The sequence below is a fragment of the Rothia sp. HMSC072B03 genome (assembly GCF_001809565.1).
GTDB lineage: Bacteria > Actinomycetota > Actinomycetes > Actinomycetales > Micrococcaceae > Rothia > Rothia mucilaginosa_A.
Genome location: NZ_KV797970.1, coordinates 1 through 26114, shown reverse-complemented (window position 1 = coordinate 26114; position 26114 = coordinate 1). Strand labels below are relative to the sequence as shown.

Below are 26114 nucleotides of genomic sequence, written 5' to 3'. Positions count from 1 at the left end.
CCCCGCCGCTACGGCGTGTAGCAACGGGCGCTCGAGAAGCCTTCAGCCCTCGTACTTCTTCAGAGGAGAAGTCGGGGACGGACTAGTGCATAAACAGAGAGAGGAGGTAGGTCCAGATGCACAGCAGCACCAGCAGGAAGAGGCTGTACTTGATGGTAATTGAGGTAACCTTCGACTCCTGACCGGCCTGGTTCACGGCGGCCACCGCCACCGCAATCGACTGCGGGGAAACGATCTTACCCATCACACCACCGGAGGTATTGGCGGCCACCAGCATAGCGGGGTCCACGCCAATCTGCTGCGCGGTGCTTGCTTGCAATCCGGCAAAGAGCACGTTGTTGTTGGTGACCGAACCGGTCACGAACACGCCGACCCAGCCGATGGCGGGAGAGAAGAGCGGGAAGAGTGCGCCGGCGGAAGCTACCGCAAGAGCAATAGAAGAGGTCATGCCCGCGTAGTTCATCAGGTTTGCCACGGACATCACCAGGCAAATCATATAGATGGGCTTCTTCAGCTGCTGCCAGGATCCGTTGAGCTCCTGCAGGGTCTCACGCACGGTAATCTTCGAGGTCAGGGCGGAGAGCAGAGCCGCCACCAGAATCGCGGTACCCGCGGCACCCAGAATGTTCCAGTTGAAGACCGCGTGAATTGCCAGGCCCTCGCCATCACCAATCTGGTGGTGAACACCGGGCACGTGGAAGCTAAGGTTTGCAAAGCCCAGCGGCCCATTAGCATCGAAGGCGGGCTTCAGCACGGTGGACCAGAGCAGGATGGTCGCGGAAAGGAAGATGAAGGGGCTCCAGGCGTTGGCAATTTCACGCAGGCTGTAGGCCGGGTCCTTCTTCCCCGCCAGCTCCTCCAGGGTCGGGGCGGTGGGCTCTCGGTAGATGTGCTTGGGTTGCCAGAAACGCATGACAGTTGCCAGGAAGACCAGACCGACCAGCGGGGGCAGAATACCGATGAGCTCGGGGGCCTGCAGGACCCACAGCATGATGCTCTGCAGGCCGGAAATCACGATACCGGTAGCCAGAGCGATCGGGCCGACCTCTCGGACGCCCCGCAGGCCGTCCTGAATGGCGACCACGAGTACGGGCACGAGGGCCGCGAAAATCTGCAGAACCCAGACCATCTGGTCGGAGAGATGTCCCAGGTCCACGTTACCGATGGCGGCACCGGTGGTCACCGGAATACCGACCGCACCGTACGCGCCCACGGTAGCGTTGGCGACCAGGGAGAGCATGGCGGCCTTGAGCGGGTTGAATCCCAGGGCTACCAGCAACGCCACCGAGATAGCAATCGGGATGCCGAAACCAGCCGCACCCTCAATAAATCCGGCAAAGCAGAGGGCAATGAGTAGCACCTGGATGCGCTGGTCCGGTGAAATAGAGGAAACCGAGGCTCGCACGACGGCAAACTTTCCGCTACGCACTGTGATGCGGTAAAGCCACACAGCCATGAGCACAATCCAGCCGATGGGCCAGAACGCGGAGAGGAAACCATAGAGGATTGAACCGGCCGCCGCCGTCACGGGTAGCCGGAAAACACCCAGTGCAATACCCAGGGTGAGGACAAGGGTAATCAGGGCTGATTTAATGCCGCTGAGTTTGAATACCGTAAGGCAGAGCAGAAAAAGAATGATGGGGGATGCCGCCACGAGTGCCGAAAGCACCGGGGCGTTGAGAGGGTCATAGGTCTGAGACCACATATGCTGTCCTTCCCCGCCGCAGGAGTACCTACAGCGGCTTGGATGTCGCTTTAAGGTACGCCCGTTTACCCTTTTGGGGTGTGCGGAGACGCAACCTCACGCCGCCTCTGCTACTGCGAGTTTCGCCCGGAAGGCGTAGCAACATCATGTCTGTGTGCTGGGCTCTGACGGAAGGCGTAGCGCGGGAAAGGATATGGCACGATATGGGGCATCGGTTCTCTCGCCGGAGGCCTCGAGGCTAAAATCTCTCAGTCCGTAGCTCGCCTTCGGCGCCAATGCCCATATAGAAGGTTATCACCATCGTTTGTTGAATGTTAGGAGCTTTTACAGAGCGAAATATCATTTGAGTGTCATTATCATTTATTGATTATCTATGTTGATTATCCATGCTCTGTATTCCGCGTCCCCGGACTGGGAGGACAGCGCAAGCCTTACGCCATCTTTACACTCCCCGCTTCAACACGAAGGCCCCCTTCCCGACCGTCGGCGATCGGGAAGGGGGCCGGCGCATTACGGCTTGTCGGGAGGCTATCGTGCCGTCGCCCCACAAACCGCACCCGTGAGCGGCATTAGCCCACCATGAGCGAGAGAGTGTAGGACCAGACACACACCAGGACCAGCAGAATAGCGCTGTACTTGATGGACATGGAGGTAATCTTCGATTCCTCGCCTGCGCTGTTCACTGCGGCCGCAGCGATTGCGATGGACTGCGGGGAGACAATCTTACCCATCACGCCACCGGCGGTGTTTGCGGCAACAAGCAGGGTCGGGTCAACAGCGATCTGAGCTGCGGTGGTGGACTGCAGGCCCGCGAAGAGCACGTTAGCGTTGGTCACGGAGCCGGTCACGAACACGCCAATCCAACCGATGATCGGGGACAGCAGCGGGAAGACCGGGCCGGCTGCCGCGAGCGCCAGAGCGATGGAGGTGGTCATACCGGCATAGTTCATGACGTTTGCGACGGACATGACCAGGCAGATCATGAGGATCGGCATCTTCAGCTGGTTCCAGGTACCGCCGAGTTCTTCGAAGGCTTCGCCCCAGCTGATGTTCGAGGTCAGGATGGTGATGAGTGCCGCCACCAGAATTGCGGTGCCGGATGCGCCCAGGGTGTTCCAGGAGAACATCGCGGTCACGGTCTTGCCGGCACCGGTGGTGATGGCTTCGTGAATACCGGGGATGGGGAATGCCAGGGTTGCAGCACCGAGCGGGCCGGTGGTTGCGAACACGGGCTTGAGCGCGGTGGACCAGAGCAGGATGGTTGCGGAGAGGAAGATGAAGGGGCTCCACGCCTTAACAATCTCGCCGCCGGTGTGCTTGACGTTCTGCTGTGCCTGGGCTTCTTCGAGGCTGGGTGCGGTGGGTTCGCGGTAGATGTGCTTGGGCTGCCACTTCTGCATCACGAGCGCCAGTGCTACCAGGGACAGCAGCGGCGGGATGATGTCGACCAGTTCGGGAGAGCCGAGCAGCATCAGGATAGCTGCCTGACCGCCGGAGAAGATGATGCCGGTCATGAGTGCGACCAGGCCGACTTCGCGGATGCCGCGCATACCGTCCTGGATTGCAACCATCAGCAGCGGCACGAAGGCGACGAAAATCTGCAGTACCGGAACCATGCCTGCGGACAGGTGCGCGGTGTCCAGGCCGCCGACCTTAGCTGCGGTGGTCACGGGGATACCGATAGCACCGTAGGCGCCGGATGCGGCGTTAGCTACCAGCGCCAGCATGGATGCCTTGAGGGGGTTGAAGCCCAGGGATACCAGCAGTGCCGCAGAGATAGCGATCGGGATACCGAAGCCCGCCGCGCCTTCGATGAAGCCGCCGAAGCAGAATGCAATCAGCAGCACCTGGATGCGCTGGTCGTTCGAGATGGAGGAGACGGAGGAACGCACGATGTCGAAGTTACCGGCGCGCACGGCGATGCGGTAGAGCCACACCGCCATGAGCACAATCCAGCCGATGGGCCATGCGCCCGAGAGGAAGCCGGAAAGGATGGAACCGGCACCTGCGGTGATGGGCAGGCCGAAGACGGCACAACCGATGATGAGGGTGGTGCCGAGGGTCAGCAGTGCTGATTTGAGGCCGCTGAGTTTCAGGACGGTCAGGCCCAGCAGGAAGAGGATGATGGGCACTGCGGCAACCAGCGCGGAGAGCACCGGTGAGTTCAGCGGGTCGTAGGTTTGCTGCCACATAGGGCGGGGTGTTCCTTTCGGTCTGTGTGTATTAGCGGTCGCTTCTTCCGGTACGGCACCTGCGCTGTATGGAAGCGTTAGGCCGCATAAAAACCGATGGCCCCAGTCCTTGCGTCGTGGATGGGTCCATCGGTGAAGCGTGATGGTCTTGAGCTGCCGGGCGTTTGGTTGTATGACGTGGCGATATGCCGAGGCAATATACCGTGGCCATATACCGTGGCACTATACCGTGGCGCGGCGGCGGTGAGCGGAACCTTTCCCTCTCACTAGGTGCTCTTGACTTTATCTGTCTAAGCTAACAGGTCTTCCTCGAGACTTCAGGATAGGGTGACCTTAAGTGTGCACAAATGATACTTATGTGCATAATTGCGCTCCTTAGCCGCGAACCTCCTCCCCAGCACACAAACACAGAAATGCGAAAGCCCCCTCCTACCGAAGTAGAAGGGGGCTTTCGCTAAACCGTGTCGCGGTACCTCACCTTTCAGGGAAGGCAGGTTACACGCATCGAAGCTTCACGCTGTTTAGGAAACAACCAGGGACAGAACGTAACTCCAAACACAGGTGATAGCCAGCAGGATTGCGCTGTACTTGATTGCCATGGAGGTAATCTTGGATTCCTCGCCGGCGCTGTTTACTGCAGCAGCTGCAATTGCGATGGACTGCGGGGAAACAATCTTCGCCATCACACCACCGGCGGTGTTAGATGCAATCAGCAGGGTCTGGCTGACACCAATCTGATGTGCGGTGGTAGCCTGCAGGCCAGCGAAGAGGATGTTGCTGTTCACCACAGAGCCGGTCACGAACACGCCGATCCAACCGATGATCGGGGACAGCAGCGGGAAGATTGCGCCCACAGCGGCAACAGCCAGTGCGATGGAGGTAATCATACCCGCGTAGTTCATGACGTTAGCAACGGACATGACCAGGCAGATCATGATGATCGGGGTCTGCAGCTGCTTCCAGGTTGCACCGAGTTCCTCAATAGCCTCGCCCCAGCTGATGGAGGAGGTCAGGATGGTGATGATTGCAGCCACCAGAATTGCGGTACCGGAAGCACCAATGATGTTCCAGGTGTAGGTCACGTCAATTGCCTTGGGGGTTGCAACGATCGGTGCGGTCTGCTGGATGGTCTGGTGCAGCCACGGAACGGGGAAGGTGATGTTACTGAAGGCCAGCAGGCCCCCCTTAGCAAAGAGCGGCTTCATCGCGGTGGACCAGAGCAGAATCACGACGGACAGGTAGACGAAGGGGCTCCATGCCTTGAGGATTTCGCCACCGGTGTGCTTGACGCTCTGCTGAGCCTCAACCTCTTCCAGGGAGGGAGCGGTGGGCTCACGGAAGATGTTCTTGGGCTGCCACTTCTGCATGATGAGTGCCAGAGCAATCAGAGCCAGTAGCGGCGGGATGATGTCGACGAGCTCGGGGTTACCGAGGCCTGCGAGCAGGACAGACTGGCCGCCAGAGTAAATCAGACCAACAATCAGTGCTACCAGACCGACTTCGCGGATACCGCGCAGACCGTCCTGAATAGCAACAAGCAGTACGGGGATGAGAGCCGCCATGATCTGGATAACCAGGACCATTTCGATGGACAGTGCATGCAGGTCCACGCCGCCGCGGGTTGCTGCGGTGGTCACGGGGATACCGATAGCGCCGTATGCACCGGAGCTCACGTTAGCAATCAGTGCGAACATTGCGGCCTTGAGCGGGTTGAAGCCCAGGGACACGAGCAGTGCAGCACAGATAGCAATCGGGATACCGAAGCCTGCAGCGCCTTCAAGGAAGCCGCCGAAGCAGAATGCGATCAACAGCATCTGGATGCGCTGGTCGGTAGAGATGGAGGAGATGGAGGAGCGAACAATTTCGAAGCCGCCGGAACGCACAGAAATGCGGTAGAGCCACACTGCCATGAGCACGATCCAGCCGATGGGCCACATGCCCGAGAGGAAGCCGTAGAGGATGGAGCCTGCACCGGCAGTGATGGGCATACCGAAGATAGCGCAACCAATCACGAGTGCGAGCGCCAGGGAGATGACGGCAGATTTAATACCGCTGAGCTTCAGGACGGTGAGGCCCAGAAGGAAGAAAATAATCGGGACTGCTGCCACGAGTGCAGAGAGGGCACTCGAGTGTAGCGGGTCGTAGACTTGCTGCCACATGATTGTATTGCGTTCCTTTCCGCGCCCCGAGGGGCGGGATCGTTATGCCGTAAACCTGCCTGATTCCCTGCCCTGCGGGATATACCGAGAGCGTCCTTCTCGTCGTGCCAGAAAGGTACTGTGCGAAGAGGTGTCTTCGCGTGGGTTTATGTTGGTTTTACGGCTGTGAATTCTGAGTGTGCCAGACCGTGTTTAGGTCACATAAACCCAAATATTCCTTGATACATCAAGGAAATCTAAACCCCTGAAGGGTGGTTTGCGTAACTTTAAACACGGTTCCTTGGTATCCAATGTACCATCGAATACCCACATATTCAGATGTATTCCAACATTTAGATTCAAGCTCATATTTACATTTCTACCCAAACTACCCGTCCCATCGGCAGTTTCGCGGCTCGAGCCCTCCCTCCCCCGTCCAAATCTGTGCCCGCAGGAGGTAACATAACGCAACATACACTTGGCGCACAGGTCAGCTAGGCTCTCGCCGGGAGAGATTGCTCAGTGGTTCCTCGGGCCTAGCCCAGGGTTCCATCAACGGGTGGAACAAGCGCAAGGACTTTCTAACCGCCAGCGAGCGCACGACCGCGTCAGTCGCGCCAAACAGCCGATACTCACGAATCGGATAAATGGCCCGTATAAGATTCAGAGCATACAAAAAAGCTCCGGAAGGAAAATCCTCCCGGAGCTTTATCTGTCGGGTTGACAGGATTTGAACCTGCGACCCCTTGACCCCCAGTCAAGTGCGCTACCAAGCTGCGCCACAACCCGATTCGTTATTCACGATTAGCCCGGGGCATCCCCCGAACACTCGAATAACTATACCGGTGTTTTCGGCACCTCGCAAGCCAGATTCACGGTTTTTAGAAAAAATCTTAAAAATCTTTTGGACGCATCTACTGTCGGTCCGCCGACCTCGTTCCCGAAAACGCAACCGGCACCGAACGCACCGCGCGCCGGAGCAACGGCACAACCCGTCACCCCGGCGCGCAGCCCATTCCGATTCAAGGAGCCGAGACCGCGCTAACGGCGGCCACCCTTACCCTTCTTAGCCTTCGCACTCTGGCGCTCCCCCAGGGTGCGGCGCTCACGCACGCGCATCGAAATCTCAATCGGGGTGCCTGTGAAATCAAAGGTCTCACGCAGACGACGCATGATGAAGCGTCGGTAACCCGGATCCAGGAAGCCGGTCGTAAACAGCACAAACTTCGGCGGGCGCGAAGACACCTGAGTACCGAACAGGATGCGCGGCTGCTTGCCACCGCGCAGCGGGTGCGGATGCGCGGCCACAATCTCACCCAGGAATGCGTTCAGGCGGCCGGTCGGAATACGCGAATCCCACGACTCCAGCGAGTGCTCCAGGGCCGGGACCAGCTTGTCCTTGTGCCAACCGGTCTTCGCCGAAATATTCACACGAGGAGCCCACTTCACGTGCGCCAGGTCGCGCTCAATCTCGCGCTCCAGCATCTCGCGGCGATCCTCGTCGAGGGTATCCCACTTGTTGAAGGCCAGAACCATCGCGCGGCCCGAGTCAATCACGGTCTGCACGATGCGCACATCCTGCTCAGAAATCGGCTCGGAAACATCCAGCAGCACCACGGCAACCTCGGAACGCTCCAGGGCGGTCTGGGTGCGCAGCGAGGAGTAGAACTCCGCGCCCTTCGCCATGTGCTGGCGGCGGCGAATACCCGCGGTATCCACAAAACGCCAGGGGTAGCCGCCCAGCTCGATGATCTCGTCAATCGGGTCGCGGGTGGTACCGGCCAGGTCGTTCACCACGGCACGTTCGGAACCCGCCAGCTTGTTCAGGAGCGAGGACTTACCCACGTTCGGGCGACCCACCAGGGCCACACGACGCGGGCCGCCCAGCGCCTCCGGCTGCGCGAACTGCGAGTGCTCCGGCATGACCTCCAGGATCTCGTCCAGGGCATCCGCCAGGCCGCGGCCGTGCAGACCCGAAACGGGGAACGGCTGACCCATACCCAGCGACCAGAGGTTATAAATCTCCGGCTCCAGGTGGGCGTCGTCGATCTTGTTGGCGATCAGAATGATCGGCTTCTTCACGCGACGCAGCATACGCACAATCTGCTCATCCGAGGCGGTCACGCCCACGCGGGCATCCACCACCAGGACCACAACATCGGCCTGCTCCACCGCAATCTCGGCCTGATCGGCCACCTGAGCATCAATACCGCGGGCATCAGACTCCCAGCCACCGGTATCCACCAGGGTGAAGCTCTTGCCCAGCCACTCGGCCTTGTAGGACACGCGGTCGCGGGTCACGCCCGGCTTATCCTCCACCACGGCCTCACGGCGGCCCAGAATACGGTTGATGATGGTCGACTTACCCACGTTCGGGCGGCCAACAATCGCCACCACCGGGTCGGCCAGCTGCTCTTCCTCTTCCTCAATGTCGAAGCCCCAGGCACCCAGCAGGGCGCGGTCCTCTTCATCCAGGTCGTAGTCTTCCAGGCCCTCCAGCAAGGCCTGGGCACGCTGGTCGGCGGTTTCGTCGTCAATCTCAGCCAGGCGCTCGGTAACGTCGTCCTCGCCACCGCCCAGGTACTTCTCTTCGTAATCGTCGCGGATAGCGTCCTCAGCCATGCGCGCTCCTTTCTCTACCCGCCCCGCGGCCAACCCATCGGTCAGCACGCGAGCGCGGCTCAACGTCTTCTCGGGAGCGAATACCCCGCTCCCCCGGCGTTTCCACGGAACCTAGCCCGCGCGCTTCGCCTTCAACTGGTCGTTCACGGCGTTAATCACCGCGGAGACCGTCTCATTAAAATCAAGGTCCGAGCTGTCCACCAGGGTCACACCCTCGGCGGCCTCCATGAAGTTATTGACCTTCGCATCCTTCGCGTCACGCTCGGCGATCTGCTTGCTCAAATCACCCGAAGCGCCGGACTTCTCGGAGTTCTCCAGGCCGCGGCGAGCCATGCGTACTTCCTCGGAGGCGGTCAGCAGGATGCGTGCGTCAGCATCGGGAGCCACCACGGTCGTAATATCGCGACCCTCGGCGACCATACCGTTCACGGCGTGGTCAATCGTCCAACGCTGCAGACCGATGAGGTACTCGCGAACCGCCGGAACCGAAGCCACGGCAGACACGGCCGAAGAAATGCGCTCGCTACGAATCTCCTCACGGATATCGGTGGAGCCCATCATGATCTCTTCCTCGTTGATGTTCGTGCCGAACACCAGGGGCATCTCCTTGACGGCCTTCGCGATGGCCTCGGCATCGTTCAGGTCAATGCCGAGCTCCAGCACACGGTAGGTTGCGGCGCGGTACATCGCACCGGTATCCAGGTAGGCCAGGCCAAAGTGACGGGCCACTTCCTTAGACACAGACGACTTGCCGGAGCCGGAAGGTCCGTCGATAGCAATCGTCAGTTTAGGGTTCTCGTGCATTGCACTCCTTTAATTCGTCTCGCTCCATGCCGGAAAATACAGCATTAACTCTACTTCACCACGCGCCAGCCGCGGGCCGACAAATCGCGGACCAGCGACTCCAGAATCGAGGGGTTGACCGAGATTTCAGCCATACCCACCGGAGCACCCGTCGAGTGTTCCAGCCGCAGGTCCTCGATATTAGCGCCCAACTCACCAATCTCGGCGAGCAATCGGGCCAGGGTGCCGGGGGTATCGTCCACCAGCACCGTCATCGTCGCGAAGGCCGCCGGAGCCGTACCGTGCTTACCCGGGATGCGGGCGACACCAGCATTACCCTCGCTCATCAGCTGCGCCAAATCCAGGCGAGCGCCGGAAGCCGTCGGGTTCTCCAGCGTCGAGATGAGCCGGTTCAGGTCATCGCGAACCCCGTAGAGGGTCTGCACAATCGGCTCGGAATTCGCCGCAAAGATCTGAACCCACAGCGTCGGGTCCGAAGCCGCGATACGCACCGTATCGCGTAGCCCCTGCCCCGCCAGGGACAGAGCATACAGCGGGGTATCCTGCAGGCGCGAGGCCAGCAGCGAGCTCATCGCCTGCGGAACATGCGAGATGAGGGCCACCGTATGATCGTGCTCCTGTACGCTCAGCGCCGTCACAATCGCGCCCAGCTCCACCGCCACGGAACGCACCAGGCGCACGCACTCGGGGCGAACCGAATCGTGCTCGCAGATAATCCACGGGCGCGCTTGGAACAGCTCACCGCGGGCCGCCACCGGCCCGGACTTCTCACGGCCGGCCATCGGATGCGAACCCACGTAGCGCGATGCATCCGCGCCGGAGGCCCGCACATCCGCAAGGGGCCGCACCTTCACCGAGGCCACATCGGTCACCGTGGCGCCGGGGTAGCCGGTCTCGGGACGCGGCCCGTACGTCCGCAGGGCCTGCGCGCACACGGTGCCGGCCACATCCGGAGGGGCGGCCACAACCACCAGCTGCGGCTCAAAGCGGGCCCGCTGGTCCTCCGTCAGTGAGGAGAAGCTCGTGCCGGCGCCAATATCCTGCGCCACGGCCTCGGCGGTGGGTGAAATGTCCTGAACGTACACGTCCTCGTATCCGGCCGCGTGCAGACCCAGGCCAATCGAGGCGCCCAGCAGGCCGGAGCCGATGATGAGCACCGGGCCGTTCAGGGTCGGGCTCATCGGCAGCTCCGGCGGAAGGGATGTCGTAGAGGGGCTCATGACACTCTCCTCGGATTCTTACATGTCCACCGAAGCGAGCAGGTGACCGATCTCCACCTTCGAGAGGTTACGAATCGTGCCCTGCTTCTGCGAACCGATGCGGATCGGGCCCATCTCAACGCGGACCAGGCGCTCGACCGGATAGCCGACGGCGTCGAAGAGGCGGCGCACGATACGGTTCTTACCGGAGTGGATGGTCACCTCAACGAGCACGTGGCCGGGGGTGGAATCCACCAGCTTGAACTCGTCCACGCGGGTCACGCCGTCCTCCAGGCGAATACCCTTCTTCATGGCTGCGCCCACGCCGGGCTCCATGGGGCCGGGCACCTGCACCAGGTAGGTCTTAGGCACCTCGTAGGAGGGGTGGGTCAGGCGGTTGGCCAGCTCGCCGTCGTTGGTCAGCAGCAGCAGGCCCTCGGTCTCGACGTCCAGGCGGCCCACGTGGAACACGCGCTCGCTCATGGAGGAACGCAGGAAGTCAGAGATGCAGGGGCGACCCTCGGGGTCTTCCATGGTGGAGACCACGCCGGCGGGCTTGTTGAAGGCCATGTAGACGAGCTTGTCGTTAGTCTGCACGGTCATGCCGTCCACCTGCACGGTCACCTTGGAGGGGTCAACGCGCACACCCAGTTCGGTCACGACCTCACCGTTGACGGTGACGCGGCCCTCGGTAATCATTTCCTCACACACACGGCGGGAGGCCACGCCGGCCTGAGCCAGCAGCTTCTGCAGGCGCACGCCGTCGTGGTCGTAAAACTCGTAGTGGTCGACCGGCGCGTTGCGGGGGCGGCGGGGACGGTGCGGGCCGGCGTAGTTGCTGACGCGGTACTCGCCGCGCTCGTGGGCGAAGGCTTCGCCGGAGCGGTAGGGGCGGCCGGGTGCGCGGCGTTCGCGCTTGGGCAGTTCGGTGCCGCGGCCGCGACCGGAACCTGCGCGGCCTGCGCCGAACTTCTTCTCGCCAAACTTCTTCTCACCGAACTTCTTCTCGCCGAAGCCCTTTACGCCGCCCTTGCCAGCGCCACCCTTCGGTGCGCCGGGGCGACCGCCGCGTGCGCCTGCGCCCTTAGCGCCGGGCTTGCCGCCCTGGCCGGGACGGCCTGCGCCGGGTCGGCCACCGCGGGAGTTCTGGGGGCGACCGGATGCAGAGCGGCCGCCGCGGGAGGAGTTTCCGTATGCCATGGTGTTCTTCTCTTTTCTGTCGTATAGTGCGAACGTTTCAGGTACTTCCCGAACGTTCGTTCGTCTTATTGATTCGTTGTCTTAGTCGTTGCCCTCGGCAAGCACCGCGGCTTCCGTGTCATCGGGCAGGAAGGGCGCGAGCGCCGGCAGCTCCTCCAGGGAGTTCAGCCCAAGCTTTACCAGCAGCAGATCCGTGGTTTCGTAGAGGGTCGCACCGGTTCCGGCTTCTCGCCCGGCCTCGCGAATCAGCTGCCGTTGCAGCAGCTGGCGGATGGCCGCGTCCGCGTTCACGCCGCGGATCGAGGCGACCCTCGCGCGGGTCACCGGCTGCCGGTAGGCAATCACGGCAAGCGTCTCGTAGGCGGGCTTGCTCAGGGTCGCGCTCTTGGAACGGGTCACGAAGCGCGCCACCCAGGGGGCGAAGTCGTCGCGGGCGTAGAGCTTCCAGCCACCGGCGATGCGACGCAGCTGGAATCCGCGCGGCTCGGGTGAGATGCCTTCCTCACCGTATTCCGTCTCCTCGCCGTTGTACTCGCGGTACAGCTGGTCGAGCGCGTGCTCAACAGCTCGTTCGCTGACGATGAGCGCGGCGGAGAGTTCGCGCACGCTCACGGGGGCCTCAGCGACGGCGAGGATTGCTTCGATGGCGCTTTTGACGCCGCCGGGGATAGCCTCGACACGGGAAAACTCGGCGTCGGGGTCGACCGCCACGCTGGGTGCTGTGGAGGGCCCGCCCGCGGGTATTTTCGCCGAGCTCTTCTCTGCACGAGGTGCAGGTTCCTGCGGTGCTTCCGGGCTGTCGGGTGCCTCCGCCGTTTCAGGCTCTTCCGGTTCCCCGGCGGGTTCGGCATCAGGCTCAGCCGGTTCAGCCGTTACCGGCTCCCGGTTCTCAGCTACCGGTTCGACCGCGGGTGCGACCGCGGGTGCGACCGCGGACTCGACCGGCGTCGAGGCGGCCGGCTCTGTATCGTCCTCAGCGTTCGGATTCCAGTAGCCCAGGTTCACGATGGCCAGGTCATCGGGGGTGAATTCGCGGTTGAAGCGCGATCCGTTCTCGGGGTTAGTCACGTTCCTCCTCCGGTTCGATGCCGTTCTCGGTGAACTCCGCCTCCGGGGTTTCGCGGGCTTCCGCGCTCTCGGGAAGTACAGGTTCCGAGCCGTCCCGCGCTGCGGGGAGAGCCTCGGGGCGAATCACGAAGCTTCCCGCCGTGGCGCTGGCTCGCACCAGAATCTCGCCCAGGGGTTGCTCCTGTTCCACGTGCAGGGCGCCCTCCTTGTAGAGCTCCAGCAGGGCCAAGAAACGAACCACCGCAATTTCCAGGTCGCCCGCGCCCCGCACAAGTTCGTCAAAGCGCAGTTCGCGCCCGGAGGCGTCCAGCAGGGTGTGCAGCAGATAGTGTTCTTCGGCGGCGATGGTGGTGACCGGAACGTGCAGGTGCTCGTTCAGCTCCTCCACGATTTCTTCCGCGGCGGGCTCGGGTTCGGCGGGCTGCCGGCTCAGCGCGGCGGCCGCAATGCGCGCAAACTCTTCGGCGCCTCCGGCCAGAACCAGTTCGGGTAGGGCGTGGGCAAAGCGTTCTTCGAGGGCAACCGCGCGGGGAAAACGCCGCGTTTCCTGCGCCCAGCGTTCGGCAAAGATATCGGCGACCTCACGGTAGGCGCGGTACTGCAGCAGACGCGCAAAGAGTAGGTCGCGGGCCTCGAGCAGGGCGACATCTTCCTCAAGGGGTTCGCGGTGCCGCGGTAGCAGGCGCGCGGTCTTGAGCTCGAGGAGGGTTGCGGCGGTAACCAGAAATTCACTGGCCTCGTCCAGGGCTCGCTCCGTGCCCTCGGCGTAGAGGGCCTGCAGGTAGGCGAGGAACTCATCGGTCACTTCGGCGAGCGCAACGTCGGTAATGTCGAGTTTGCGGCGCGAAATGAGGGTCAGCAGAAGGTCAAAGGGGCCCTCAAAATTACTGAGGGTGAGGGTGAAACCGCGTTCCGGGTTCTGCAGGCCGCGGCCCTCGGATTGGGCGTTCTGGGCGGCCTCTGCGTTCGGTGTCGGTACCCTCACGGCAGCGACGTGTGTGGTCATAAAGACCTGTTCTCCTTATGTGTTTTCCGTCCCGCGGTCTGTGCGTTGTATCCGGTCGATGCGCCGGGTAAGCCTGCCGGTATCGTGAGGCTCGCGTTCTCGGCGATTTCTCAGCGATTTCTCGGTGGCATCTTCGGCATCTTCGGTCGTTAATCGGCGAAGTAGCCGGTGCGAGCGGGAATGAATCCCCATAATTATACGCCCCCTACCGGCACGGCTCAAGGGGTCGCAAGCCGCACCGGTAGGGGGCGCATCGAGGGAAGGGCTAGCGTGCGCCGCCCTTGTAAATCAGTTCGCGAGCAACCTGACGGTACGCCTCGGCACCAGGATGGCTCGAGGCGTAGCTGAGAATCGGCTCAGCAGACACCGATGCGTCCGGGAACTTCACGGTGCGCTTGATGACGGTGTCGAACACCTTGTCGCCGAAAGCGTCCACGATGCGCGCCAGAACTTCCTTGGAGTGGATGGTGCGCGCATCGAACATGGTAGCCAGCACGCCGACAATCTCGAGGTCGGGGTTCAGTCGATCCTGAACCTTCTCAATGGAGTCGACCAGCAGTGCCACGGCACGCAGGGCAAAGAACTCACAAATCAGCGGAATAATCACGCCGTCGGAGGCGGTCAGCGCGTTGACGGTCAGCAGACCCAGGGAGGGCTGGCAGTCGATGAGGATGACGTCGTACTCGTCGCGCACCTTGCGCAGGGCCGAAGCGAGAACCTGCTCGCGAGCCACCTCATTGACCAGCTGCACCTCGGCTGCGGAAAGGTCGATGTTCGCGGGCAGCAGGTCGATGTTCTCCACGCCGGTGGGCAGGATAACGTCCTTAATGTCGACCTTGCGGTCCATCATGACGTTGTAGACGGTCAGGTCCAGCTCGTGCGGGTTCGCGCCGAAACCTGCGGAGAGGGCACCCTGCGGGTCGAAGTCGACCAGCAGCACCTTGCGGCCACATTCTGCCAGTGCCGCGCCCAGGTTAATGGTGGAGGTGGTCTTACCCACGCCGCCCTTCTGATTCACCATAGAAATAATGCGGGCGGGACCGTGGCTGCTCAGCGGAGCCGGGTCGGGGTACACGCGCAGGGGTCGACCGGTGGGGCCGAGTTCTTGTGCCTGAGCTTCAGTCAATGGTTCACCTTCATCAATGAATTCGAAGTTTTAAGTTTAAGCGTTGTCTATAAGGTTACCTCAAGAGCGGCTGTTCCGCGGATTGGCGGGGTTTTATCCCCGCTCGTGGGCACGCGGATGCGCCATCCGGTAAACCTCCATGAGCCCCTCGGGAGTGACCTTGGTGTACACCTGCGTGGTCGCGATGGAGGCATGCCCCAGCAGCTCCTGCACCACGCGAATATCGGCGCCGCCCTGCAGCAGGTGGGTTGCGAAGCTGTGCCGCATGGAGTGCGGAGAGAAGTCCGCGCTGAGGCCCGCCGCCTCGGCGGATTCCTTGAGGATGAGCCACGCACCCTGGCGCCCCAGCCTACCGCCTCGCCCGTTGACGAAGAGCGCGGCGGTGCCTTTGCCGTGGGCCACGAGCGCGGGCCGCCCGCGCACCAGGTAATCCTGAATGGCCTTGTGAGCGTAATTTCCGAGGGGTACGAGGCGTTCCTTACTCCCCTTGCCGAAGAGCCGCACGTACCCGGGGAGGGTGATGTCGTTGCCGTCCTCGTCGGTCAGGGTTTCTTCGCTGTGTACGTCGTCGATATCGGCGTTGAGCATTTCGCTCACGCGGGCACCGGTGGCGTACAGGAATTCAAGTATGGCGCGGTTTCGCAGGCCGATGGGAGTGTCTCGATCCGGCACGGCGAGGAGGCGCTGCATCTGCTCCACGGTAATAGCTTTGGGTAGGCGCTTGACGTTTTTGGGAGGCGTCACGGTCGCGGCGGGGTCTTTTTCCACCAGAAAGGCAGAGGCCCAGAAGGCGTGGGCTCCGCGCACGGCGGCCATGGTGCGGGCGATGGAGTTAGGACCCAGTGGTAGCGGGATGCTTCCCTCGCCGCTCCCCCGCTCCCCCGGCTCGGTACCGCGACCCCCGTCGGCGGCGATGAGGACGGCCAGGGATTCTGCGGCCTCCTCGGCATCCACGGAGTTCTCTTCCTCCGGCTGTTTTTTAACTGGGGCGGCCAGGCCGGGTAGGGGCACGGTGGGCGCGGCAAGCTCGCGCATAAATGAACGTACCTGCGCGGTCGTAATGCGTTCGGGGTCGATTACCCCGAGGGTGGAGAGGTACGCGGCGTAGCGGCGCAGGTCTCGCGTGTACGAGGCGATGGTGTTCTCGCTACTCCCCCGCTCGACCCGCAGATGCACCAGGTACTGGTCGATGGCCCGCTCCAGGGGGGTCTGCTCGCCGGTCCCCTCAACCGCGGGGGTAGCGCCCTTCAGCGCGGGCTGTGCCATATCTCTTCCCTTCTCACGCGGTCGTTCGGATTTGTTCGGATGCGCACGGTAGCGCGAAATGCCTCTTCGAGGGATCGGGCGAGAAGACTCCGAACCCTAGCGGAAGGTCTGCGGCTTCTGTCGGCGATGCCCCATGTAGGGGTGGAATTCCCAGCCGCCGGCGGCTTCGCGCAAGCCTTCGAAGCCGCGCGCTGAGGCGGCGTAAGTGGCCAGAATCGCCTGGATGGCCAGCGCGTTGTGCACTTTACTGTCCAGAACCAGCTGCACCGCATCCTGCAGGGGAACCCAGCGGTAGGTCATCTCCGCCTCTTCTTCGGTGCGTTCGGTACGCTCCTGGCGGGGCAGCACGCTCAGGTCGCGGGCCAGGTAGACGCGACCCGCCTCGCTGGTTGCGCCGGGGCTGCTGAAGTAGTCGGTCAGGGCGTGCCAGCTGGCGGCTCGCAGGTCGGTCTCCTCGGCGAGCTCGCGCTGTGCGGCGTGCAGAGGGTCCTCACCGTCGATGTCGAGCAGGCCGGCGGGCACCTCCCAGAGGTTCATGCGCACCGGGTGCCGGTACTGGTTGAGCATCAGCAATTCGTTGTGTTCGTTGAGAACCGCTACGGCGACGGCACCGGGCATCTCCACGACGTCGCGGGTGAGTACGGTGTCCTCGTTCAGCTCGTATTCCTCGACCGCGGTTTCGATGACGTATCCGCTGTATTTGACGGTCCGGGTGCGAATCGTACGTTCTGAGGGTTCGTCGATAATATGCTGGTTTTCGCTCATATTTCTATTCTAGAGGGTTCGTTTCGGAACTCCCTCGCACTTCTCCCCGTTACTCGGCGGACCCCGATGGGTTAAGACGGTTAAACGGCGAGCGCCCCAGCCGCCGAGGGGACGGATGGGGCGCTCAACGCGTTCGGCCGCCTTATGCGCCGCGGCGCTCCAGGGCAGCCTTAATCAGGCCTGCAAAGAGCGGGTGCGGGCGGGTCGGACGGGAGCGGTACTCGGGGTGTGCCTGAGTTGCCACGTAGTAGGGGTGAACCTCTGCGGGCAGCTCCACGTACTCAACCAGCGAGGAGTCCGGGGAGGTACCGGAGATCACGAGACCAGCCTCTTCGAGCTGCTCGCGGTACTCGTTGTTCACCTCGTAGCGGTGGCGGTGACGCTCTGCAACTTCGGTTGCGCCGTATGCCTTAGCCACCTGAGAGCCGGGCACCAGGTTTGCCTTGTAGAGGCCCAGGCGCATGGTGCCGCCCAGGTCGCCGGCACCCTCGACGAACTGCTTCTGCTCTTCGATGGTGGCGATAACGGGTACGGGGGTCTCGGGGTCGAACTCGGTGGAGGACGCCTCGGGCAGACCCAGCACGTTACGCGCGTACTCAATCACCATGGACTGCAGACCCAGGCAGATACCCAGGGTCGGGATCTTGTGCTCGCGTGCGTACTTGAGGGCGCCAATCTTGCCGTCCAGGCCGCGGATGCCGAAGCCGCCGGGCACCAGGATGGCGTCCATGCCGCGCAGCTGGTGGTCTGCGTCCTCGTCGGTTGCGCACAGGTCGGCGGCAACCCACTTGATGTTGACCTTCACGTTGTTTGCGAAGCCGCCGGCGCGCAGAGCCTCGGAGACCGAGAGGTATGCGTCGGGCAGGTCGATGTACTTACCGACCAGGGCCACGTTCACCTCTGCGGCGGGGCGGTGCACTGCGTCGAGCAGGCGGTCCCACTGGGTGAAGTCGGGCTCGGGTGCCTCGATGCCGAAGTAGTCGAGGATGTAGTCGTCGAGCTTCTGGCTGTGCAGGGTCTTGGGGATGTCGTAGATGCTGGGGGCATCGGCGCAGGAGATGACGGCGTCGGTGTCCACGTCGCAGGCGTTACCGATCTTGGAGCGGTGCGATGCGGGAACCTCGCGCTCACAGCGCAGAATCAGGCCGTCAGGCTGAATACCCAGGCCGCGCAGTGCTGCGACGGAGTGCTGGGTGGGCTTGGTCTTCAGCTCGCCGGAGGGGCCGATGTAGGGCACCAGGGAGACGTGCAGGAAGAAGACGTTCTTGCGTCCGACATCGCGGCGTACCTGACGTGCGGCTTCCATGAAGGGCAAGGATTCGATATCGCCAACGGTGCCGCCGATTTCGGTAATGATGATGTCGGGGGCGTTGTCGATTTCCGCTGCGTGACGCATGCGGGACTTGATTTCGTCGGTGATGTGAGGAATCACCTGGACGGTGTCGCCGAGGTATTCGCCGCGGCGCTCCTTCGCGATAACGGAGGAGTAAACCTGACCGGTGGTCACGTTAGCGGACTGGTCGAGGTTCTCATCCAGGAAACGCTCGTAGTGTCCGATGTCCAGGTCGGTTTCTGCACCGTCGTCGGTGACAAAGACTTCACCGTGCTGGAAGGGGTTCATCGTACCGGGGTCGACGTTCAGGTAGGGGTCGAACTTCTGCATGGTCACAGAGAGGCCGCGAGAGCGAAGAAGCTGACCGAGGGAAGAGGCCGACAGGCCCTTACCGAGAGAAGATGCAACACCGCCGGTCACGAAAATCTGGCGGGTTACCTTGTCGTTAGAGGACGCATTCTGAGCGTTATTTTTTTCATTCACCACGGAATTCAAGCCTACCATTTTCTTGTCTGCTATCCAAGCAGAGAACTACGCCGCGAGATGATTCTCGCAGGCCGGAGCTCTCCCCTCGGGTTCTGTCTCCACTGTAACGTCTGCGGGGGTTTTATATTCCCGCAACTCCGTTCATAGATTTTCCTCAAGTACCCCTTGAGTATCTCATACCCTCCGCCCCACGTGCGCCGGGTTTGGTCGTCCGGTACTCCCGTTTTCAGGCGGTGGATTTCGAGGTACATTACTTGCGGTTCGGGGTGTTTCACTCCTGGTCCTGGGACACCTGCCGCCCGGCTTCCAACAGCTCCCGAGCGTGCTCGCGAGCCGATTCGGATTGGTCGTGACCGGAGAGCATTCGCGCCAACTCCACCACGCGCTCTTCCTCCGTGAGCACCTGCACTTTAGACAGCGAGGCGTCGTCGTTCTTGAGCACCAGGATGTGCTGGTCGGCGAAGGCTGCCACCTGCGGCAGGTGGGTCACCACCAGCACCTGAACGTGCCGGGCGAGCATGGCCAGTCGGCGACCAATCTCGATGGCGGCCTTGCCGCCCACACCCGAGTCGACTTCGTCAAAGATGAAGGTGGGCACGGGATCCACTTCGGCGAGTACCACTTCGAGGGCGAGCATCACGCGGGAGAGCTCACCGCCGGATGCACCCTTGCCGAGCGGGCGGGGCACGGCGGTGCGGTGGGGTGCCAGCATGAAGGTGACGGTGTCGCGGCCGTGTACCGAGAATTTCTCCGCCTCGGCAACTTCCACCACAAGGGATGCGTTCGGCATGGCCAGGGCGGTCAGCTCCTCGCTCACCGCATCGGCAAGTTTTTGGGCGGCTGCGCGGCGCAGGTTTGTCAGCTCTTCTGCCTGTTCCCCCAAGACTTTGCGCAACTGCACGAGTTCCGTTTCGAGAGTTTCCTGGCGCTGCGGGTCGTCAACGAGGGTGTCCAGGCGGGCGCGGGATTCCTCGGCCCATTCAAGCACCTCGGCGATATCCGCCCCGTACTTGCGCATGAGCGTTGCCAGCTGGGCGCGGCGGGTCTGCACCTGCGCCAGACGCTCGGGCCCCTCCACATCCAGGGAAGCCGCATAGGAAGAAAGATCCGAGGCGATATCGGTGGTCAGGATCATGAGCTCGTTGACACGAGCTTCCAGGGCGGCAAGCTCTTCATCGGCAGAGGCCTGTCCCTGCAGGGCGCTACGGGCGGCATCGAGCAGACCCATAACGTTGGCTTCCTCGCCGCTCGAGTATTCGCTACCGCTCAGCGCGGTCAGGGCGGTCGCGGAGGCAATCCGCAGAGCCTCAACGTTCATGAGCTTCATCATTTCGGCCTTGAGCTCGTCCTCTTCACCCGCGCGGGGGTTGACGGCGGCGATCTCCTCGAGCGCCCCCTGCAGGCTCTGCGCCTCTAGTGCGCGAGCGCGAGAGTTCTCCCGAACTTCCTTGAGTTCCGCGGCAGCGGCACGGTAGCGTTCGTAGTTCTCTCGATACTTCTCCAGTAGGGAGGCCAGCTCCTCCCCCGCATACAGGTCGAGGGATTGTCGCTGTTCTGCGGGCGATTTGAGGCGTAGCTGGTCCGACTGGCCGTGCACGGCCACGAGGCTCTGCCCAATCTGGGCGAGAGTGCCGATGGGTGCGGAGCAACCGCCGACGTGAGCACGCGAGCGTCCGGAAGCGTTGACGGTGCGAGCCAGCAACAGCTCCGAGCTCTGTTCGTCAATCTCTTCGGTGGTTCCGCCGGCTTCTTCGGCCAGGGCGAGGGCACGGTGGCCTCGCGGCAAGCGGATGACGGCCTCGGCGAGCGCATTCTTGGCGCCGTTGCGCACGCTGGAGGCGTCCGAGCGAGCACCCAGAAGCATTCCGAGGGCGGTGACAACCATGGTTTTACCCGCACCGGTTTCACCGGTCAGAACGGAGAACCCCGGTTCGAGGGGGAGCCTCGCATCGGTAATGATGCCGAGGTCTCGAATATGAATTTCCTCAATCACGAACGTTCATTCCTTTTCTTTTGACCGTCTCGAACTTTTCTCGCCCCCCCTCTGCAGAGGTGACAATTGCCGTCGCGTAGCGAATATTGTAAGTAGCCTCCCCTATTTGGAGGACTGCGTCTCAGCCTCCTGCGGACCGCGCCAGCCACGGATGGGCAACTCAAATTTGCGCACCAGACGCTCCGAGAAGGGCGCGGGGTGGATGCGGGCCAGCAGCACGGACTTCTCGGATCGACGCACTTCAATACGCGAGCCAGGGTCAAGCTCCACAGTGCGGCGACCATCGCACCACAGCACACCGGAGGCACCGTTTTCGGGCATGAGCTCTACCGCCAGGGTTGAGGTGGGAGCCGCCACGAGCGGGCGCGCAAAGAGCGCATGGGCCGAGAGCGGAACCATCAGGATCGCTTCAACCTCGGGCCAGACCACCGGACCACCACCCGAGAAAGCGTAAGCGGTCGAGCCGGTGGGGGTCCCCATGACCACGCCGTCACAGCCGAAGGTACTCAGCGGCCGGCAGTCTACCTCGATGATGACCTCGATCATCTTTTCGCGGTTACCCTTTTCGACACTGGCTTCGTTCAGTGCCCAGTCGCTATGCACGCGCTTACCGTCGTTCCAGACTTCAACGTCAATGGCCATACGCTCTTCGACCGTGTACTCGCTGTTAACGATGTGACGCACCGTCTCACTCAGGTCGCTCTCTTCGGATTCGGCGAGAAAGCCGACGTGCCCCAGATTCACGCCAATCAGGGGAATACTGGTTCGGCGCACCATCTCGGCGGCACGCAGAATCGAGCCGTCGCCGCCCAGCACCACGCCAAGTTCAATATCGATAAGGGCCACCGATTCATGCACCACCTGCACGGGGACGGGCTCGTCCCAGTTTTCACTCAGGGTCTCCAGATCGGAGCGAGTCATGACGGGTGCGAGTCCCTCTTCGTAGAGCTGGGTGCATGCCTGTCGGGCGGCATCTCGTGCTTCTTTGCGCCCCACGTGGGCGAAGACGAGAATCTTACGGTGACGTTGTTCCACCGAGTCTTCGGAACCATGAGGTTCGAAACTGTGGTGTTCGAAACCATGACGCGCACCTGCGGTAGCTACCTGTGCGGTTGCTTCCTGCGGTGCGTGGCTTTTGTGTTCTGCCATAACGACTCTCTCCCATTCATGGTTGGGGTATTGAGTTGGTGTATCTACACCCATCATACCGAATATGTTCTCGAATATTTTCTAAAGAGCTATATTTTTAGAAAATTATTTCGAATAATCTGTGGAGGCCCGTTGCCAAGGCACCTCGATAGCGCGATAGCCCGAGAAGTCCCCGGCCGTAGCGCTTTACTCACGCTCGATTGGAGTCCTCTCAGACTATCTCAACGCTATTTATTTTCTTTTCGACACCATAGGAAGTACTCCACGTTGCCGTCCTGACCGGGGAGCGGACTGGGCTCCATGCCCATCACCCGCAGCCCGTGACTGTTGGCGGAGGTTTGTACCTTTTCCACCGCTTCACGGCGGGCGGATTCTTCGTAGACCACTCCCCCGCGTCCGATGCGGTGCTTGCCGACCTCGAACTGCGGTTTGACCATGAGCACCAGATCACCGCCGGTTTCGGTGGCGTTCGCTAGCGCCTCCATGACCAGGGTCAGCGAGATGAACGACAGGTCCGAGACCGTCAGCTCAACCTGTCCGCCGATATCTTCGGGCTTCAGGTAACGAACGTTGAGGCCTTCGTACACGCCAACTCGGGGATCTTCGCGTAACGCGTCCACGAGCTGTCCGTGCCCCACGTCCACGGCCGCCACATGCCGGGCCCCTCGACGAAGTAGCACGTCGGTAAAGCCTCCGGTGGATGCTCCCGCATCCAGGCAACGCTTGCCTTCAACCTCGATATCGGGGAACGCATCGAGGGCACCCGCGAGCTTGTGGCCTGCGCGGCTGACGTATTCGGTCAGTTCGCTCTGACGCACGTAGAGGGTATCCTCCGGTCCCACGAGCCTGGACGCTTTGCGCGCGGCCTTGCCATTGACCTGCACGTCTCCAGCGGCAATGAGCTTTGCGGCGAGGGTTCGGGAGCTCACGAATCCGGCTTCGACCAGGTACTTATCGAGGCGCGCGGTGTCTTTGCCCATATCTTCTTTCTGTCGTCGTGTAGTGCCGTGAACCCTCAGAACATTACCGTCTGAGAGCTCACCGCCGCGAGGTTAGGAGAGATTCTCGAGATCCTTTTCCAGTTGCTCGCTCATCGTTTCGAGACGTTTGACGCGTTCTACCGGGTCCATGGCGAGGGTCGCCGCCAGTTGCCGCTCAAATTCGGCATCCGCGATAGAACGGTCGGTGGTCTCGGCGTTCATAGTTTCGTTCTGTTTAGGCACCGGGAAGACCCTTGATGACGGGTACGGCGGCCTGCTCGGGGTTGGCTGCCCACCAGGCGGCGTAGGCGACGCGCCAGGCCTCTGCTTCGCTCTCGCTTCCGGCGAAGGTGCCCTCGTCGAGGTTCTCGGGGCCTGTGAGAATCAGGTTCTCGCCTCGCACCCGTGCCTGCCAGGTGGGGCCGGTCGCAATCACCTCGTAGCCTTCGAAGAGCACCTCAATCTCGGGGTAGGGTGCGAAGAAGTCGTCCAGGGTACGCAGCACGTAGGTCGGGCGCTGTTCGGGTACGGCTTCGATGACGTCGCGGTAGGTCTGCACACCGGTGAGCACGAGCGCGCCGTCCATCTGCGCGTTATTAGCGCCGAGAATATCGGTATCCAGGCGGTCACCCACAATGACGGGACGCTCGGAGTTCAGGGCCTGTGCTGCGGTGTGGAAGATGGGGGCTTCGGGTTTGCCCGCAACGAGCGGGGTACGGCGCGAAGCGGTTGCCACGGCTGCGACGAGGGTGCCGTTGCCGGGGGCCTGGCCGCGTTCCTTAGGGATGGTCTGGTCGGTGTTAGTGGCGATCCACAGCACCTCGGGGTTAGCGAGGGTGTATGCGGCTTCCGCGAGATCCTCCCAGCCCATCTTCGGGTCAAAGCCCTGAATGAGGGCTACTGGCCCCTCGGCCTCGGTGCGTACGGGTTCCAGGCCTGCGTCGCGCACACAGTCGGCGAGGGCCTCGGTACCGGTAATCAGCACTTTGGAGCCCGCAGGAATCTTTTGCGCGAGAAGCTTTGCGCCGGCCTGTGCGGAGCTGACGACTCGTTCTGCCCGGGTGTGCACTCCAAGGTTGCGAAGGTGTTCTGCGACGGATTCTACCGAACGGGAAGCGTTGTTAGTCACGAAGATGACCGGTACGTTGAGCTCTTCCTCCGCACGGTTGAGGGCTTCGGGAGCCCCCTCGATGGCGAAGGGGCCGGCGTAGACAACGCCGTCCAGGTCTGAGAGGAGCGCGTCGTATCGGGCAAGGAGTGCGGTCGTGGTCATAGGAACCTCTTCCGGGGTCTGAGCGGCTAGTATTTTCCCTCTATCGTACCCGTTCCGCACTACCGGGGCCTATCGTTCGTCACGGGCAGTTCCTATTCGGACGGGTAGCCTCTCCGATATAGCGCGAACCGCCGGAGGCGAGCTCTCGGGGAGCCGCATCCGGCGGTTCGGTATGTACAGGCTATTACTCTACGTCAGCCTCGGCCTTTTCCTCGGCTTCAGAGTCTTCAGGTGCTTCCGCGGCGGAGTCCCCGGAAGTATTCTCTTCGGAGCCGGTTGCTTCTGCCTTCTCGGAGGCTTCCTCATCTGCAGCCTTGACCGGGCGTTCTGCGGGCGTCTCTTCCTTCTCGAAGAGGTCTGCCTCGCCAAAAATGTCGAAGATTTCGGGCTCCGCGAAGTTGCCCTGGCCCAGCGCTGCCTCAGCCACGACAGACAGGCGTGCCCAACGCTCGGCTTCCTGATCGCGGCCAGCGTTGGCAAGGGCATCGGCGTAGGCGCTAAAGAGACGCGGGCTGTATTCGAATGCGCGCTTGGGGTTCAGCTGGGGAATCTGAAGGGCTACCACAGCCTGGCTCTTCTTGCCCTGATCGGTCAGGATACCGGACTCGACGATAGCCAGTTCCACACGCACCTCGGCAGGCAGCTCTTCACGCTTGAATTCGGCAATCATTTCCTGTGCCTTGGGCAGTCGTCCCAGTGCACGTTCGCAGTCCACCAGCAGCGCAAGGTGGTCCACGGAACCGCTGATGCGACGGTGAGTACGCAGCTCACGCAGGGCCAGCTCGTAGTCCTCTGCCACGTAGGCAGCGATACCCACGGCTTCACGCACGGCGGCGATACGACCGGCGCTACGGGAGGCAGCAACGGCGTGCGCCAGCGCGAATTCGGGGTCGATGTCAAGGTAACGACCCGCCATCACCAGATGCTTGGCAACGGTCTCAGCGTTACGAGGCTCCAGGGCACGTAGCTGACGATAGGTTGCACCGTCCAGTTCGCGACCGGTCACATCGCTGTCAATCTCGGGTGCTTTGGGCTTAGCGGGACGGTAGCCTGCACGGCCACCGATGCTACGTACCTCTTCGCGGGGGGCGTCACCCTCGGGGCCATTGGAGCGGGGTGCTTTCGAACGCGAGTCAGAGCGGCGACCGTCGAACTTTTTACCTCCGCGATCGTTACGCTTGAAACCGCCCTTACCGCCGAAGTTCTTGCCGCCCTTCTTGGAGCGGAAATCCTTGCCGCCGTTGTTCTTGCGGTGCTGACGGGGGCCGGAGCCGTTAGACTCGTGGCGGGGGGTCTCAGACATGAATCTCCTTGGGAGGTATCCGCTCGTGGCGGGTCGTGGATGCAGTCGGTCCGGACGGTCCGCTGCCTGAGGCATCAACTCTATGGAGGGGCGCTTGGCCCGTCTTTAATGCCCAATATAAGCCATACCATTCTAGTATAGAGGGCGGCTTTCGTGCACCTGTAGCGATGCGGATCCGCGGCCTCTCTAAGCGCCTGAGCGGCCTCGACCGTGGACGTTAGGGAGGAGAGGCACCTCTCCCCTATTATTCTCTGCCCGGAGTTTCTTCCACCGGGCGCACTACCCGTCAAGCAGAATAGTTTGTTAAACAAAAATAGCCCCGGCGAAGCCGGGGCTATTGAATAATAAAGCGGCGACGACCTACTCTCCCACACCCACAAAAGTGCAGTACCATCGGCGCAAAGAGTCTTAGCTTCTGGGTTCGGAATGGAACCAGGCGTTTCCCTCTCGCTATAATCACCGCAAACCTACGGGATTGTTATCCAAAAACCATACAGTGAACGCAA

At 62.0% G+C, this 26114-nt stretch carries 19 protein-coding genes, 1 tRNA gene and 1 rRNA gene; all 21 read right to left on the bottom strand.

Annotated elements, in window-relative coordinates; genetic code table 11:
* Positions 1-82: 82 nt before the first annotated feature.
* Positions 83-1705, bottom strand: a complete 1623-nt coding sequence (locus HMPREF2630_RS06815) for an L-lactate permease (protein WP_049346606.1) — start codon at positions 1703-1705, stop codon at positions 83-85.
* 569 nt (positions 1706-2274) lie between these two features.
* Positions 2275-3897 carry an L-lactate permease gene (locus tag HMPREF2630_RS06810; protein ID WP_070484101.1) on the bottom strand — a complete coding sequence of 541 codons (1623 nt, stop codon included), beginning with the start codon at positions 3895-3897 and terminating at the stop codon, positions 2275-2277.
* A gap of 521 nt (positions 3898-4418) precedes the next feature.
* Entirely contained in the window at positions 4419-6056 is a 1638-nt protein-coding gene (locus tag HMPREF2630_RS06805; protein WP_049343486.1) for an L-lactate permease, read from the bottom strand.
* A 694-nt stretch (positions 6057-6750) separates the two neighbouring features.
* Positions 6751-6824, bottom strand: a tRNA-Pro gene (locus tag HMPREF2630_RS06800).
* Positions 6825-7076: 252 nt separating this feature from the next.
* A complete protein-coding gene (gene der, locus HMPREF2630_RS06795) occupies positions 7077-8657 on the bottom strand; it encodes a ribosome biogenesis GTPase Der (protein ID WP_049346614.1) in 1581 nt (526 codons plus the stop codon).
* A gap of 111 nt (positions 8658-8768) precedes the next feature.
* Positions 8769-9461, bottom strand: a complete 693-nt coding sequence (gene cmk / locus HMPREF2630_RS06790) for a (d)CMP kinase (RefSeq protein ID WP_049332579.1) — start codon at positions 9459-9461, stop codon at positions 8769-8771.
* A gap of 50 nt (positions 9462-9511) precedes the next feature.
* On the bottom strand, positions 9512-10681 hold the full coding sequence (locus HMPREF2630_RS06785; RefSeq protein ID WP_083298909.1) for a prephenate dehydrogenase: 1170 nt from the start codon (positions 10679-10681) through the stop codon (positions 9512-9514).
* Positions 10682-10699: 18 nt separating this feature from the next.
* Entirely contained in the window at positions 10700-11860 is a 1161-nt protein-coding gene (locus tag HMPREF2630_RS06780) for a pseudouridine synthase (protein WP_070484098.1), read from the bottom strand.
* 81 nt (positions 11861-11941) lie between these two features.
* On the bottom strand, positions 11942-12928 hold the full coding sequence (gene scpB / locus HMPREF2630_RS06775) for an SMC-Scp complex subunit ScpB (protein WP_070484095.1): 987 nt from the start codon (positions 12926-12928) through the stop codon (positions 11942-11944).
* Positions 12921-13934, bottom strand: coding sequence for a segregation and condensation protein A (locus HMPREF2630_RS06770; RefSeq protein WP_070484092.1), 1014 nt, complete (start codon positions 13932-13934; stop codon positions 12921-12923). Before HMPREF2630_RS06770 ends, scpB begins: the two co-directional genes overlap by 8 nt.
* 265 nt (positions 13935-14199) lie before the next feature.
* Complete coding sequence (locus tag HMPREF2630_RS06765; RefSeq protein WP_012903857.1) at positions 14200-15060, bottom strand: ParA family protein; 861 nt, start codon at positions 15058-15060, stop codon at positions 14200-14202.
* 93 nt (positions 15061-15153) lie between these two features.
* Positions 15154-16326, bottom strand: coding sequence for a site-specific tyrosine recombinase XerD (locus HMPREF2630_RS06760; protein WP_070484089.1), 1173 nt, complete (start codon positions 16324-16326; stop codon positions 15154-15156).
* 96 nt (positions 16327-16422) lie between these two features.
* Positions 16423-17091, bottom strand: a complete 669-nt coding sequence (locus HMPREF2630_RS06755; RefSeq protein WP_070484086.1) for an NUDIX domain-containing protein — start codon at positions 17089-17091, stop codon at positions 16423-16425.
* A gap of 142 nt (positions 17092-17233) precedes the next feature.
* Positions 17234-18928 (bottom strand): CTP synthase, encoded by a 1695-nt coding sequence (locus HMPREF2630_RS06750; protein ID WP_049343492.1) that lies wholly within the window; start codon positions 18926-18928, stop codon positions 17234-17236.
* Between the two features lie 253 nt (positions 18929-19181).
* Positions 19182-20903 (bottom strand): DNA repair protein RecN, encoded by a 1722-nt coding sequence (recN, locus tag HMPREF2630_RS06745; protein WP_070484083.1) that lies wholly within the window; start codon positions 20901-20903, stop codon positions 19182-19184.
* A gap of 102 nt (positions 20904-21005) precedes the next feature.
* A complete protein-coding gene (locus HMPREF2630_RS06740) occupies positions 21006-22052 on the bottom strand; it encodes an NAD kinase (protein WP_143131610.1) in 1047 nt (348 codons plus the stop codon).
* Positions 22053-22279: 227 nt separating this feature from the next.
* A complete protein-coding gene (locus HMPREF2630_RS06735; RefSeq protein WP_049332564.1) occupies positions 22280-23032 on the bottom strand; it encodes a TlyA family RNA methyltransferase in 753 nt (250 codons plus the stop codon).
* A gap of 72 nt (positions 23033-23104) precedes the next feature.
* Complete coding sequence (locus HMPREF2630_RS06730) at positions 23105-23254, bottom strand: GTPase (protein WP_239662766.1); 150 nt, start codon at positions 23252-23254, stop codon at positions 23105-23107.
* Between the two features lie 13 nt (positions 23255-23267).
* Entirely contained in the window at positions 23268-24305 is a 1038-nt protein-coding gene (locus tag HMPREF2630_RS06725) for an HAD-IIA family hydrolase (protein ID WP_070484080.1), read from the bottom strand.
* A gap of 184 nt (positions 24306-24489) precedes the next feature.
* Complete coding sequence (locus tag HMPREF2630_RS06720) at positions 24490-25608, bottom strand: tetratricopeptide repeat protein (RefSeq protein ID WP_070484077.1); 1119 nt, start codon at positions 25606-25608, stop codon at positions 24490-24492.
* A 347-nt stretch (positions 25609-25955) separates the two neighbouring features.
* A 5S ribosomal RNA gene (rrf, locus tag HMPREF2630_RS06715) occupies positions 25956-26072 on the bottom strand.
* Positions 26073-26114: the final 42 nt, after the last annotated feature.

Bases quoted from the DNA above. Each gene is read 5' to 3' on its own strand.
- HMPREF2630_RS06720 (WP_070484077.1), bottom strand. From the start codon at position 25,608: ATGTCTGAGACCCCCCGCCACGAGTCTAACGGCTCCGGCCCCCGTCAG.
- HMPREF2630_RS06735 (WP_049332564.1), bottom strand. From the start codon at position 23,032: ATGGGCAAAGACACCGCGCGCCTCGATAAGTACCTGGTCGAAGCCGGA.
- HMPREF2630_RS06780 (WP_070484098.1), bottom strand. From the start codon at position 11,860: ATGGCATACGGAAACTCCTCCCGCGGCGGCCGCTCTGCATCCGGTCGC.
- HMPREF2630_RS06785 (WP_083298909.1), bottom strand. From the start codon at position 10,681: ATGAGCCCCTCTACGACATCCCTTCCGCCGGAGCTGCCGATGAGCCCG.
- cmk (WP_049332579.1), bottom strand. From the start codon at position 9,461: ATGCACGAGAACCCTAAACTGACGATTGCTATCGACGGACCTTCCGGC.
- HMPREF2630_RS06810 (WP_070484101.1), bottom strand. From the start codon at position 3,897: ATGTGGCAGCAAACCTACGACCCGCTGAACTCACCGGTGCTCTCCGCG.
- HMPREF2630_RS06755 (WP_070484086.1), bottom strand. From the start codon at position 17,091: ATGAGCGAAAACCAGCATATTATCGACGAACCCTCAGAACGTACGATT.
- der (WP_049346614.1), bottom strand. From the start codon at position 8,657: ATGGCTGAGGACGCTATCCGCGACGATTACGAAGAGAAGTACCTGGGC.
- HMPREF2630_RS06805 (WP_049343486.1), bottom strand. From the start codon at position 6,056: ATGTGGCAGCAAGTCTACGACCCGCTACACTCGAGTGCCCTCTCTGCA.
- HMPREF2630_RS06760 (WP_070484089.1), bottom strand. From the start codon at position 16,326: ATGGCACAGCCCGCGCTGAAGGGCGCTACCCCCGCGGTTGAGGGGACC.
- HMPREF2630_RS06815 (WP_049346606.1), bottom strand. From the start codon at position 1,705: ATGTGGTCTCAGACCTATGACCCTCTCAACGCCCCGGTGCTTTCGGCA.
- HMPREF2630_RS06730 (WP_239662766.1), bottom strand. From the start codon at position 23,254: ATGAACGCCGAGACCACCGACCGTTCTATCGCGGATGCCGAATTTGAG.
- HMPREF2630_RS06725 (WP_070484080.1), bottom strand. From the start codon at position 24,305: ATGACCACGACCGCACTCCTTGCCCGATACGACGCGCTCCTCTCAGAC.
- HMPREF2630_RS06750 (WP_049343492.1), bottom strand. From the start codon at position 18,928: ATGGTAGGCTTGAATTCCGTGGTGAATGAAAAAAATAACGCTCAGAAT.
- HMPREF2630_RS06740 (WP_143131610.1), bottom strand. From the start codon at position 22,052: ATGGCAGAACACAAAAGCCACGCACCGCAGGAAGCAACCGCACAGGTA.
- HMPREF2630_RS06770 (WP_070484092.1), bottom strand. From the start codon at position 13,934: ATGACCACACACGTCGCTGCCGTGAGGGTACCGACACCGAACGCAGAG.